Raw genomic sequence first — 11885 nt, 5'->3', positions numbered from 1 at the left:
TGACCACCTCCTTTCATGACCATAGGCACGTCCGTTTTGAATGGCAACATTTCATGCCATAATGGCATACATGAAGGCACGCGGCCCGTCCGATAGCGGGGATCTCTCACGAGATGCCATTGACGATGTCCTTGACGTAATCGGTCCTCGCCTCCGCGCGCTGCGGCAGCGACGCGGGACGACGCTGACCGAACTGGCCGACTCCACTGGTATTTCACAGAGCACTTTGTCCCGCTTAGAGGCTGGTCAGAGGCGTCCCACGCTGGAACTGTTGCTGCTCCTGTCCCGAGCGCACCACGTGCCGCTCGACGAACTGGTTGGAGTTCCGGGGAGCGGTGACCCTCGCGTGCGACTTCAGCCGGTGAGGCGGTGGGGGATGACGATGATCCCGCTCACGCGCCGACCGGGCGGGCTGCAGGCCTATAAGCTGCTCATCCCGGCGCACCGAGGCGTCACGCCCGCCCAGCAATCACACGACGGATACGAGTGGCTCTACGTCCTCAGCGGCCGACTCGACCTTCTCTTGGGTCCTGAGCGTTTTGAGCTCAGCGAAGGTGAAGCGGTGGAGTTCGACACGCTCACGCCCCACACGTTCACCAATCCGGGACCTGGCCTGGTCGAAGCGCTTGCGCTCTATGGCGAGGCCGGCGAACGCGTGCATCTGCGGCAAGAACCCCTGGGCTGACCCCATCCCAGCTGGCGGGAGCCCACGTCTGCACCAGCGGAACTACGCGTGAGTGCTGTGCCTTTCTGATGTTCTGATGACACAGCAAATTTCCGCGGGCATATTGCCGCGGGCATCGCGACGACGGTCGCGTTTGCCGCTACCGGCCCGCTCTGCCCAACCGACTCGATCGTAAGCGACTTGTCAGTGTCGCATCATAGGCTCGAGGCACTATGGTCACCGTCACGCCCGTTCATGAGCGCCTGTGGAAGGTCACCCACGGTGACGAGCTCGCTGGGTATGTTGACGCGATCGATGCCCGTGACGGCATCCGTTACCGGGCGCGTCGCTTGAACGTGCGCTACCGTCGCTGGGTGGCACTTGGCGAATACTGGGAGCTCCAAGCTGCCATCGATGCCCTTGCCGGGTAGGTCACGGCTACCAGCCGCTGCTGGAGTCCACGACCTCCCGCCCTGACTGATTCAAGGTAAATTACGTGGACCATCCCTGGGGGCACACGATCACCATCCGTTGAACGATCGGCTACCGATCGCTGCAGGAGCCACTCTGTGCCCCTGCTGCTGGCCGCGCCCGGAGTCCTCCTGTGGGACTCCGGGCACCTCACGTTAGATCGCCGCCTGGGGAGGTGATCGCACTCGTGATATCGAGTGCTTCGCGTGGATCCGACTCCTGGCCGCCACTTTGCTCGTCGCGGTGTCGGTCCACTGACCGCGATCGCGATGTGGCGGGAACGGAATGGTCCCGACGATAAGTCGATCACCGAACCCGGCGGTCTTCATGATTGCCGCGAACTCGGTCTCGACCCACTCACTGTCCTGCAGCAGCAATTCCAGGGAGTTCTGCCGGGTATTCGATGTGGGCCCGAGGACGAGCGTGGTTTGCGGCATCATCTTCACCACCTCCTGACGTGTGGTTGCGATTATGCTCTGATGCTCCGGGTCTCCTTTCTGCCATCGGCCTTGTCGCGGCTCGCGATGCTGATCTTGCGCGGCTTAGCCTGCTCCGCGATCGGAATCCGCAATCGCAGCACGCCCGCGGTGTAGTCGGCATCGACCTTCTCGGTGTCCAGCGCATCGCCGAGCACCAGCTGCCGACTGAACGTGCCCCAGGAGCGTTCGGTCGCGACCGCGTTCGCCGCGTCGGGCAGGTTGCTCAGCCGCTCGGCTCGAATGGTCAGTACGTTGCGCTCCACATCGATGTCCAGCTTGTCCTGATCGATACCAGGAAGGTCAAGCTCGACCACGAAGTCGTCCCCTTCCCGCCATGCGTCCAACGGCATGCTGGACGGCCGGGCGACAGTTCCGAACACCTGCTGAGTGATCCGGTCGAGTTCACGGAACGGGTCATGTTGCAACAGCATTTCTTGATCTCCTCCAATTCACCTATTTTCAGAACCATCGACACATCTATGTCAACGGGTATAGATTTTTATAACTCCATGCGAGCAAGTATTGCAAGTGGATTCAGATATTTTTCAGGTGGAATTAAGATGTTTTTGAGGAGCACTGTGACGGACGTTTCCGGGGACACGCACGGTGTGTACGGCATCACTGTCGCGGCCGAGTTGACGGGCCTGGGCGAGCAAACGCTGCGCCTTTACGAGCGCAAAGGTTTACTCACCCCGGCTCGCACCGCCGGAGGGGCCCGCCGGTACAGCGACCGGGATTTGACCGTGCTGCGTCGCACCGTCGAACTCCTCGCAGACGGCCTGAACCTGGCCGGCGCGCGCCGCGTCCTCGACCTCGAGGCGGCCAACGCTCTGCTCCGACTGCGCCTGGCCGAATTGACCGACTGACCATCCACGCGCTCACCCCACCCAGGGATCCGTCGCATGTGCAGGTCAACGGTCGCTTCGAAATAGTCATAAGCACGGAATTCCAATGCTCCACGAGGGGCCCGGGACTCGTTCGGAACCGTCCGGCATCCGCGCAAGCGGACGAGGCAGATTGTCCGAACTAGGTGGCGAAAGTCCGAACTAGCCTGGCACGTAACAAAAAGTGTCACGTGCCAAGGTAGTCCGGACAAATTGCCACATCCGGACAAGCGGAATTCCGCGGAAGTCGCCGGTTGAGCCGAGGTTAGTTTTGCCAACCTACTCCGGACAAGCGATCTGATGGGACAGCGAGTCGCGAGCGCTGCGTGGTGCAGAGCGTGCCGGCAGTATCCTTCGTTCATGGCGGACAACGGCGAGCACGGCGATGAACGAGAGCATGAGGCCTTCAAGCTGGACAGCTTTTCCGTCGATCAGCGCATCCAAACCGGCCAGAGCCACGGTGCCGCTGAGGACTCCGCCGGCTATGTGATCCGTACGGCCGTCGCTGTTACCGAAGTCCTCATTGCTGTGTAAGGCGAGCTCTCAGCCGAAAATGTCACGGTAAAAAGTGAGGACTTCGCGCGCCGTGCCCGGAAAGCGGACATGGATCTGCGGTGCCGTCATGCGCCGACCGGAGCGCCATCCAGCCTCGCACCAGGAACACGGCATCACGGCCGGCGCGGTTACGACCTGCGGATACGACTCGCTCAAACGGGTCGTATCCGCGATCGAGAAATCCGGTGCCAAAACCACCGCGTCCTGGGCATGCACCTACGACGAAGCCGAAAAAGTGCGATTGGACTGAGTTGGCTATGACGGGCCCCGCCAGAACGGGCTAGCTGGCGACCCGTCCGCCAACATCGGGCTGAGGCGCCGCTGGCGAGTCAGTGCGGGCCTAGCTATTTATTCGGGAGGCTCTTGCCAGGCGTTCTTGGGCCGAAGCATTTGCTCAATTCGTGCCGCTTGGTCAGCAGCTTCGTGGTCGGAGAGCTTGTTTCGTCGCCAGAGACGGACGTTACGAGAGAATTCCTTCGTCCATTTGAAGACAGGCTCAAGTGCTTTGAACTGCTCATCGACCGTTGCCTCCTCACTAATCGCATCCCACCGCTCCATCGCTGCCCCGCAGTAGTAAAGAAGCAACTGCGGTTCTGCCTCAAACCACGGGAGAACCGATGGGAAGTCGCCATCAACGGTCTCAGCGAACACGATCATGCTCGTGCCCGTACGCGCGAGAAGACCGGTTGCATCATTGTTGGGTCGGAATTCACGAATATCTGTGATGGCGGTGAGCAGTTGGAGATACGCGGCGGTCCGTTCAGCTCGTCGATCAGCAGATGCGCTGGCTCGTTGCTGGACGAGTGCGATCACAGTGCTAATAAATCGAGCTCCGGCAATTCCGACAACAAGATCGCGGAAGAACGTTGACCAGTCGCTGCCGGTCAGCCAGCCGAGAGCCGCAAAGGCTGCCGACACCACGACAGCAGTCCCGGCTGCAACGATCGCGTACATCCTGATGTTTATGCTGAATGTTATCGAGGGGACGGTTGGCGCTGGCTCACCAGGTCAGCGGTCAAAAGACGATTCCTATCGAACACGGCGTCATGTTTACTTCTTGGGCGTCTCGAACGACTCCGGGTGCCAGGTCAGGGCGTAGGCAAGCAGCGGGTTCATGATGCGGAGGGTCATGTCAGCGGCCTTGTCGCCCGATACCTCGAACACCGGCTGAGGAATCAGTTCGGCCATCTCGATTTCGTCCGCGCTGAAAGTCGTCAGCTCGATATCCAGCTCATCGTCGGATGGTTCCGCGGTCGACGCGGTGTGCTTTGCAAGAGCATCTTTCATCTCCCGCGTAGCAACGACGTTCATATTCTTGGCCTTCTGTTCAAGCGCGTAGGCGCCAAGGTCCGCAACTGGTCGACCGAGTAGCTCCGCGATCTTGTTGGCGACGATCGTGAAGGCGACTTTGTTCGGTGAACCCAGTTCGTGGATCGCCCAGAGGATTAGTTGGTAACCGTCGAACGAGCGGCCGTCGTCGAGTTCAACCCTGTTGCGAGGATTGCCGCGTTGGGTAAGGCCGAGCCCGAGGAGCCCAAGCCATTTGACCGACTGGCTGTCCTTGATCTGCCGGAAGAACCTAGGCCAATCATCGGGAGAATCAAGTACGCCCACCCCACTCTCGTCGTCGTTCACATTGTTTAAACGGCACAAGTTCAAGCAGAGCTGTTGCATGATCTGAGGGCTGCCGTAGCTCTGTTCGATCAACTTGTCGACGACCCCAGGCTGCGGGGTCACTTTCAACGTGGCAAAACCACGAGTTGCGATTTCTCGTAGCTCTTCCCGATCCCAGATAGGAACCATTACTGGCGTAAGGCGGCCATCCAGATTCGTGCCGTCATAGGCCTCGTCATGCTCGCGGCCAGGGAGGGAGGCAAGGATGAGCGTTGCGTCGTTCTCCATGACGGGACGCAGCGCCAGCAGAAGTTCCCGTCGCGTTTGAGTATCCGTCACGAAGTGGAAATCGTCGAGAACGATCACCGGAGGGTGATCACTCTTGGCCTCGGCGGCTACCGCCAGCAGGCGCATGGCCTCAGTTACAGCAGTTGACAACTCAACTTCGTAGTTAGCGCCGGTGCTCTTATCGAGAGAGTGCTCGCCCTCTACATTTGAGCCCGCGCCAGCGTTGAAACCGGGCACTGTGACGCCGAACTTGCCGAAGAATCCCCACTTGGTTTTGTCGCCTACCACCTTCCCTTTTGTCGTGGATGACGGGATTTCTAGCGCCGTTGCGAGGCGCGACCAGAGGGCGGAGGAGCCAGTCGTCAACTCCTGAGCCGGCACATAGACGTGAGCACCACGCTGCATTACGCCTTTGACGAGCGTCGTCTTTCCGAGCTTGGTCACCCCGAGAACCGGGATGAATGCACCACCCTGTTCCGCGAGCTCCGAAAGCTCCTTCCAAAGCCCCTCGCGCTTCACGCTGGTGTGCGTGGGGGTTTTGGTTGGGGTGAACACTTTTGTTGTTTGAACCACATACGCAATCTACAGGCATGGCGGCCCCTGCCGCTGGTCCGAAAACGATCGCATGAGAACCACTGGCGACCGCCATCGCGGAGCCAACTGTTCCCGCAGCTGACCACTGCATTTGATTCGGGTGCGCTCACCCTGCGGATCAGGAGCGAGGGGACGCGCCTGAGAGCTTGGGGCTCAGACCGAGAGCCGGACGAAGCGACGCGCTGGGTATCCCCGTCTGGCTGGCAAACCTCGAGAGAGATCGACATGACAGACCGGGCGAAAGACAACTGGCGCATGCTCGCCCGGTCTGCCCCGATCAGCGCCGGCCGCCGGCCGCCGCGCGACCGCGACAAACGTCCGTTCCCCTTCAACAGCCACACTGCCATCTGCGCGTTGAAGTCCTGCGGCGACGCGAAGTCACGGCACGGCAGGAAACCCTGACGGAAAACCGGTTCATCCGCTCCACGCCGCCCTTGGACTCCGGGTCCCGCGCCCGTAGCAACTTTGATCTCCGTGCCCCTGCGAATGCGGCGGCTGGCGCGGTCAGTTGGGTCTGCTGCACAGTTAGGTGACATCTGAGTTGGCTTGCCCGGGAGGGCGGTCTGGAAGGATGTTGTTGTGCCTAAGCCTTATCCCACCGAGTTCCGTGACGACGTTGTGCGCGTCGCGAGGAACCGCGAACCTGGAGTGACGATCGAGCAGATCGCGAAGGACTTCGGTGTTCACCCGATGACCATGCAGAAGTGGTTGCAGCGTGCTGCCGTCGATGAAGGGGCCAAGCCTGGCCAGACCAGGACGGAGGCCGCCGAGTTGCGGGAAGCTCGCAAGCGGATCCGGTTGCTCGAGCAGGAGAACGAGGTTCTCCGGCGGGCGGCTGCGTATTTGTCGCAGGCGAACCTCCCGGGAAAAGGTTCTACCCGCTCGTGACTGAGCTCGCCGCGGACAGGATCCCTGTCTCGGTGACGTGCCGGGTTCTTAAGCTTGCTCGCCAGCCTTACTACCGGTGGCTGGCGGACCCCATCGCGCCCAGCGAGATCGCCTGGGCGTATCGCGCCAACGCATTGTTCGACGCGCACCGGGACGACCCGGAGTTTGGGCATCGGCTCTTGGCCGACGAGGCCCGCAGTGCCGGCGAGGCAATGGCGGACCGGACCGCGTGGCGGATCGCGTCGGCCAACGGCTGGTGGAGCGCGTTCGGGAAGAAACGGTCAAAGAACGGCAAGAAGCCCGGCCCGGCAGTCCATGACGACCTCTGCACCGTGACCGACGAGAAAGGTCGCGTCCGTCACGAGTTCACCGCCAACGCGCCAAACCAGTCGTGGTTAACGGATATCACGGAGCACAAAACCGGTGAAGGCAAGCTCTACCTCTGCGCCATCAAGGACGTGTTCTCCAACCGGATCGTCGGCTACTCGATCGACTCGAGGATGAAGTCGCAGCTGGCCGTCAACGCCCTGGAGAACGCCATCGCGCGTCGTGGTGACGTCGCTGGCTGCGTGGTTCACAGCGACCGTGGATCGCAATTTCGAAGCCGGAAGTTCCTGCGCGCCCTCGCCCATCACCGCATGGTCGGATCAATGGGCCGGGTTGCTTCGTGCGGGGACAACGCTGCCATGGAATCGTTCTTCAGTCTGCTGCAGAAGAACGTCCTCAACCGCCGCTCGTGGACCTCCCGCGAGCAACTACGAATCGCGATCGTGACCTGGATCGAGCGGACCTACCATCGGCGCCGCCGACAGGCCCGTCTCGGTCGTTTGACACCCGTCGAATTCGAGGCGATCATGAACACGCCAGCCGCACTGGCTGCGTGACTACAAACTGTCACCTAACCGTGCAGCAGACCCGTTGCCGAGCCCGTTCGGGGGATTGCCGAGATGAGTAAACCCTCGGTAAACATGTGGGGAGCCGGCGCGTAAGGCGGTATGGGGCGTTGGTCCTCGTAATCGGTATCCGCCCTCATCTCGCAACCGTTATGCGCCGATGGGCCCGCTGAAGAAGGAGACCAACTTGTACGGGCTCGTCTCCGTTCTGCTCGGATTGGTCGCCTGCTTGTTGCCACTTTCGCTTCCGAGCGCCGGTGGCGGATTCAGCGGATTTGCAGTGACAAAAGCTGGAGTCACGGCCCTTGTCTTCGCGGCTCGGTCCGCAAGCCGGTTCCTTTCGGTTATTGGCGCAACGCTGGGGGTGGTCGGCACCATTCTTTGCGTGTGGAGCCTCGCCGCCTTCTACGCTCCTGGTAGCGTCCCCGCGGCGCCCACGATGGCAACTCTCACGAGTGCGGTACAGGCCGCCGAGCCCAAGTCGGTCGGTACCGTAGCGGATGTTAGCGGGGTTGGAGCGCGCGTCGTGGCTCCCGTCGAGGGCGCGGATGTGACCGCGCCGGCTGATCAGCTCCGTGCCAATTTGAGGCACGTGATCTTTTCCCTGTGCATCGGACTGAACTTTTCGCGGGATCACGGAGATCTTCCGAATGGTCTCGCGATCGCTGCGGATGGAACAATTTCATCGGCCACTGCTAGATATACGTCGTTGCCGTCCGACATGCACCTGAGCTACGTTCCGGCATCTGACGGCGCTGCCTACAAACTCACGATCACGGACGTTGAAAGCGGAATTGCGGTCTCATATGACTCAGCGCTCAACCAAGTCGTCGATCATTAGCAGCCTGGCGATTAGTACCTCAGCCTGAGGTTTCTTCGAGCGAATCCTCATTAGCGGGACCCGTGTCACGAATCACAGCTGCTACCGAATCTCATGTTGGATGGGAAAATCTCATCTGTCGTGAGAACTGACATTTCTCAGGCGGAACTGACAGATGCTGAGAAGGGGGCTTGAACCTGCGCCATCAGCTTGGGAAGCTGCGGCGCAATCATGAAGCCACACCAGCATCCGGGCGATCTTGAATCGCTACACGCGACTGATCAGTGCCGATTCGCTCTAAAAAGTGGCTGTTTGTCCGAACTAGGTGGCGAAAGTCCGATCTAGCGTGGCACGTGACAAAAAGTGCCCCCACGCAGATTCGAACTGCGGCCCCTGCCTCCGGAGGGCAGTGCTCTATCCCCTGAGCTATGGGGGCCAGGGTGGTGTCTACGTTACCAGTATCTGAGCGGCGAGAAATCGCATCCGAGGCCGGGCCGGCGCCCAGCTTGCTGGTCTAGCCCAGGTGCGACAGAACGGCGGCAACGAGCGTCTGCGCGTCGCCGGGCTCGGTCATGTCGGCCGAGCTCACGGTCACCCAGTAGATTCCCGTGAAAACCTGTGCTGTGCCGGTGCTCGGCGCGAAGAAGCCTTCGATGGGCGTGGTGCCGTAGGTGGGCACGGCCTTGCCGCCCGAGAGGGCCTGATCGATCAGCACAGTCTTCAGCTCGTCGTTGGGCTGGGCGACCGACACCTCGAAGGTGTCGCCACTGGTCTGGTTGAGCCAGCCGCAGGCCACTCCGCTGTACGTCACCGCAGCCTCGGCGGCACCGGTCGGCGCGAAGTCTGGGTTTGTGCCGTAGTTCGGGTTGAACGCGTAGACGTCGTCAGGAGTGAGGATCTCAGCACAATCGAGTGACACGGGAGTGCCGGTGGCGGTCGGGGTCGGGGTAGCCGTGGGGGTGGCGGACGGCACAGCTGTGGCGGGCGCGCTCGCCCCGGCGGTGGGCTTCGCCGTCGAGTCAGTGCCGGCGTCGGCAGCACAGCCTGTCAAAGCCACCAGGAGCAGGGCGCTAGCCGCGAGCGGAGCCGCAGCGCGCAGACGCGAGGCAGAGGTGTTCGAGCGACGGATACGGGGCTGGGGCGTGAGGACTGGCACGCGTTCGACTGTATCAATCGATGTATGCCAGCCCGGTTATTCTTCGGAGCGTTCGATTCTCGATGACGCATGCACAGCAGATTCACTGCTCGGCAGAGGAGCACGCTTTTCGGGCATCCTCGCGCGCCCGTAAGATTGTGGAGTGACTCCTGCCGAACTCTCCCAGACCCTGCTCAACCTCGTGACCGAACTGGTGGAACGCCGACGCCAGTCGGGAGCTGAGATTGCAGAGCTGGGACTCACCCTCGACGACGTCACGCTGGAGCGCCCGCGCAACCGTGACCACGGCGACTGGGCCTCGAGCATCTCGATGAAGCTCGCCAAGCCGCTCGGCTCGAACCCCCGCGAAGTCGCCACCGAACTTGCCGCTGGCCTCGAAGCGGTCAACGGCGTCGCATCCGTCGATATTGCTGGCCCCGGCTTCATCAACATTCGCCTGGATGCCGCAGCGGCCGGCGCACTCGCCAAGACCATCGTCGAAGCCGGAGCGGTATACGGCAACGGGCATATGTATGACGGCATCAAGATCAACTTGGAGTTCGTCTCGGCGAACCCCACCGGCCCTATTCACATGGGTGGTGTGCGCTGGGCGGCCGTGGGCGACAGCCTCGCACGCGTTTTGCAGGCCGAGGGCGCGGATGTCACGCGTGAGTACTACTTCAATGACCACGGCTCGCAGATCGACCGCTTCGCTCGCAGCGTGCTGGCCGCCTACCTGGGTGAGCCCACCCCCGAAGACGGCTATGGCGGAGCGTATATCGGCGACATCGCCGCGACGGTCGTCGAAAAGTATGACGGCGACATCGCGTCGCTGCCGCGCGACGAGCAGCAGGAAGTCTTTCGTTCGATCGGCGTGGATCTCATGTTCACCGAGATCAAAGAGAAGCTGCACGGCTTCGGCGTCGACTTCGACGTGTTCTTCCACGAGGACTCGCTGCACGAATCCGGTGCGGTCGAGCGCGCCATCGAGCGACTACGCGAGCAGGGCCACATCTTCGAAGAAGATGGCGCCATCTGGTTGCGCACTACGACCTTTGGCGATGACCGCGACCGTGTCATCATCCGTTCCAACGGTGAGCCCGCCTACATTTCGGGCGACATCGGCTACTACCTCAACAAGCGTGAGCGTGGCTTTGACCAGAACCTGATCATGCTCGGCGCCGACCACCACGGCTATGTCGGCCGCATGATGGCGATGGTCGCGGCCTTCGGTGACACCCCCGGTGTCAACCTGCAGATCTTGATCGGCCAGATGGTCAACTTGCTGCAGGGCGGCGAGCCCGTGCGCATGTCGAAGCGCGCCGGAACCATCGTCACGCTCGACGACCTCGTCGACGCCGTGGGTGTGGATGCCGGCCGGTACGCACTTGTGCGTTCCTCCAGCGACTCGCAGCTCGACATCGACCTCGACCTGCTGGGCAAGCACACCAACGAGAACCCCGTTTTTTACGTGCAGTACGCCCACGCGCGCACCTGCTCGGTGGCCCGCAACGCGGCCGCTTCTGGTGTCGAGCGCACGATCTTCTCGCCCGAACTGCTCACTCACGACAGCGAGTCGGCTTTGCTCGGCGTGCTGCAGGAGTTCCCGCGTGTCGTCGCTCAGGCTGCCGAACTGCGCGAGCCGCATCGCGTCGCTCGCTACATCGAAGAGGTGGCCGGCTACTACCACCGTTGGTACGACAACTGCCGGGTCATCCCGCTCGGTGAAGAACCTGTCACCGATGTGCACCGCACCCGCCTGTGGCTGAACGACGCCACCGGTCAAGTTATCCGCAACGGCCTCACCATGGTCGGCGTCTCTGCTCCGGAACGGATGTAACGTGGCTCTTCGCCGCCGCATCAAGGGTTTCATCATCGTCGGCTCGGTGGTGGTCGCCGGGCTTGTGCTCTATGCGGTCGGGGACACGGTTATTCGCAACTACGCCGAGAACCGCATCGCGCAAGAGATCCAGACGAACCTTCCTGCCGGTGTGACCGGCGACGTGTCGGTGTCGATCGGCGGATTGTCGGCGATCGGCCAGTTTGTCATCGGCCGGTTTGACGAAGTCACACTTGATGCGCCGAAAATCTCGGTGGACGGTGCCACCGGATCGGTGCACATCATCGCGCAGGGCGTGCCCACAAACACCCAGAAGACCGTCGGCCACATCACGGGAACCGTTGATCTGTCGCAGGAGGCGCTGAACACCCTGCTGAAAAACAGCGGTGCCACGCCCGGAGCCGAGGTGGAATTGCGTGACGGTGACGTGAGTTACAGCGATTCACTCGACGTATTCGGCCTGTCGGTCGGTTATCGAGCCACGGCGACACCGACTGCGGCCGGGGCATACCTGGTGCTCACCCCCACCTCGGCCGAGGTGACCAGCACGGCTGGAAACCTGGACATCACCGGCCTGGTGCAGAAGATCTTGGGGGAGCAGCCGCTCTCAATCTGTGTCGCCTCCTATCTGCCAGTAGGCCTCGACCTCACCGACGTGAACGTCACGCCCGACCGGGCGCAGATCACCGTGGAGTCCACCACGACGCGCCTGCGTGAGAGCGAACTCACGACGCTGGGAACCTGCCCGTCCTCCTGATCC

General features: G+C 61.8%; 13 protein-coding genes, 1 tRNA gene and 1 pseudogene. 10 read left to right on the top strand and 5 right to left on the bottom strand.

The features are described 5' to 3' along the window. Positions 1-40: 40 nt before the first annotated feature. From HNR05_RS17940 to HNR05_RS09365, 3 genes and pseudogenes are all read left to right on the top strand, one after another. Positions 41-319 (top strand): annotated as a pseudogene (locus HNR05_RS17940) (helix-turn-helix domain-containing protein); the annotation flags it as partial. A gap of 57 nt (positions 320-376) precedes the next feature. Then, a complete protein-coding gene (locus tag HNR05_RS17935; RefSeq protein WP_343062683.1) occupies positions 377-685 on the top strand; it encodes a cupin domain-containing protein in 309 nt (102 codons plus the stop codon). A gap of 212 nt (positions 686-897) precedes the next feature. Then, positions 898-1095, top strand: coding sequence for a hypothetical protein (locus HNR05_RS09365; protein WP_179578764.1), 198 nt, complete (start codon positions 898-900; stop codon positions 1093-1095). Between the two features lie 509 nt (positions 1096-1604). On the opposite strand, the gene HNR05_RS09360 is transcribed toward HNR05_RS09365, so the two are convergent. Further along, positions 1605-2045, bottom strand: coding sequence for an Hsp20/alpha crystallin family protein (locus HNR05_RS09360; protein WP_179578763.1), 441 nt, complete (start codon positions 2043-2045; stop codon positions 1605-1607). A gap of 147 nt (positions 2046-2192) precedes the next feature. Between HNR05_RS09360 and HNR05_RS09355 the strand changes: the two genes are divergently transcribed. Both HNR05_RS09355 and HNR05_RS09350 read left to right on the top strand, forming a co-directional pair. After that, positions 2193-2480, top strand: a complete 288-nt coding sequence (locus tag HNR05_RS09355) for a MerR family transcriptional regulator (RefSeq protein ID WP_343062539.1) — start codon at positions 2193-2195, stop codon at positions 2478-2480. A gap of 378 nt (positions 2481-2858) precedes the next feature. Next, entirely contained in the window at positions 2859-3032 is a 174-nt protein-coding gene (locus HNR05_RS09350) for a hypothetical protein (RefSeq protein WP_179578761.1), read from the top strand. A 369-nt stretch (positions 3033-3401) separates the two neighbouring features. On the opposite strand, the gene HNR05_RS09345 is transcribed toward HNR05_RS09350, so the two are convergent. Together HNR05_RS09345 and HNR05_RS09340 are read right to left on the bottom strand one after the other, a co-directional pair. Beyond that, positions 3402-3974, bottom strand: a complete 573-nt coding sequence (locus tag HNR05_RS09345) for a hypothetical protein (RefSeq protein ID WP_179578760.1) — start codon at positions 3972-3974, stop codon at positions 3402-3404. Between the two features lie 129 nt (positions 3975-4103). Continuing rightward, the gene (locus HNR05_RS09340) at positions 4104-5528 is read right to left on the bottom strand and encodes a hypothetical protein (protein ID WP_179578759.1); all 1425 of its coding nucleotides are present in this window, start codon (positions 5526-5528) and stop codon (positions 4104-4106) included. 246 nt (positions 5529-5774) lie between these two features. On the opposite strand from HNR05_RS09340, the gene HNR05_RS09335 reads away from it, so the two are divergent. The 3 genes from HNR05_RS09335 to HNR05_RS09325 all read left to right on the top strand — a co-directional run bounded on the left by HNR05_RS09335 (position 5775) and on the right by HNR05_RS09325 (position 8171). Further along, positions 5775-5951 (top strand): hypothetical protein, encoded by a 177-nt coding sequence (locus tag HNR05_RS09335; protein WP_179578758.1) that lies wholly within the window; start codon positions 5775-5777, stop codon positions 5949-5951. A gap of 177 nt (positions 5952-6128) precedes the next feature. After that, positions 6129-7321 (top strand): IS3 family transposase gene (locus HNR05_RS09330; protein ID WP_179580763.1). Its coding sequence is split into 2 segments (ribosomal slippage): positions 6129-6413 and positions 6416-7321, totalling 1191 coding nucleotides; the frame shifts between segments, so codons are not numbered across the junction. Between the two features lie 169 nt (positions 7322-7490). After that, positions 7491-8171, top strand: a complete 681-nt coding sequence (locus HNR05_RS09325; protein WP_179578757.1) for a hypothetical protein — start codon at positions 7491-7493, stop codon at positions 8169-8171. A gap of 343 nt (positions 8172-8514) precedes the next feature. Here the strand turns inward: HNR05_RS09325 and HNR05_RS09320 are convergent. Together HNR05_RS09320 and HNR05_RS09315 are read right to left on the bottom strand one after the other, a co-directional pair. Continuing rightward, positions 8515-8586 (bottom strand) — tRNA-Arg (locus tag HNR05_RS09320). A gap of 78 nt (positions 8587-8664) precedes the next feature. After that, positions 8665-9306 carry an iron ABC transporter ATP-binding protein gene (locus HNR05_RS09315; RefSeq protein ID WP_179578756.1) on the bottom strand — a complete coding sequence of 214 codons (642 nt, stop codon included), beginning with the start codon at positions 9304-9306 and terminating at the stop codon, positions 8665-8667. Between the two features lie 142 nt (positions 9307-9448). On the opposite strand from HNR05_RS09315, the gene argS reads away from it, so the two are divergent. Beyond that, entirely contained in the window at positions 9449-11125 is a 1677-nt protein-coding gene (gene argS, locus HNR05_RS09310; RefSeq protein ID WP_179578755.1) for an arginine--tRNA ligase, read from the top strand. Position 11126: 1 nt separating this feature from the next. Beyond that, the gene (locus HNR05_RS09305; RefSeq protein WP_179578754.1) at positions 11127-11882 is read left to right on the top strand and encodes an LmeA family phospholipid-binding protein; all 756 of its coding nucleotides are present in this window, start codon (positions 11127-11129) and stop codon (positions 11880-11882) included. Positions 11883-11885 lie beyond the last annotated feature (3 nt).

Origin of the sequence: Leifsonia psychrotolerans, from assembly GCF_013410665.1 — a bacterium.
GTDB lineage: Bacteria > Actinomycetota > Actinomycetes > Actinomycetales > Microbacteriaceae > Cryobacterium > Cryobacterium psychrotolerans_A.
Note: the sequence above shows the minus strand (reverse complement) of the source record. Positions and strands in the feature narration are given on the sequence as shown.

Coding starts and splice junctions, on each gene's coding strand:
- HNR05_RS17935 (WP_343062683.1), top strand. CDS start 377: ATGACGATGATCCCGCTCACGCGCCGACCGGGCGGGCTGCAGGCCTAT.
- HNR05_RS09365 (WP_179578764.1), top strand. CDS start 898: ATGGTCACCGTCACGCCCGTTCATGAGCGCCTGTGGAAGGTCACCCAC.
- HNR05_RS09360 (WP_179578763.1), bottom strand. CDS start 2,045: ATGCTGTTGCAACATGACCCGTTCCGTGAACTCGACCGGATCACTCAG.
- HNR05_RS09350 (WP_179578761.1), top strand. CDS start 2,859: ATGGCGGACAACGGCGAGCACGGCGATGAACGAGAGCATGAGGCCTTC.
- HNR05_RS09335 (WP_179578758.1), top strand. CDS start 5,775: ATGACAGACCGGGCGAAAGACAACTGGCGCATGCTCGCCCGGTCTGCC.
- HNR05_RS09325 (WP_179578757.1), top strand. CDS start 7,491: ATGGGCCCGCTGAAGAAGGAGACCAACTTGTACGGGCTCGTCTCCGTT.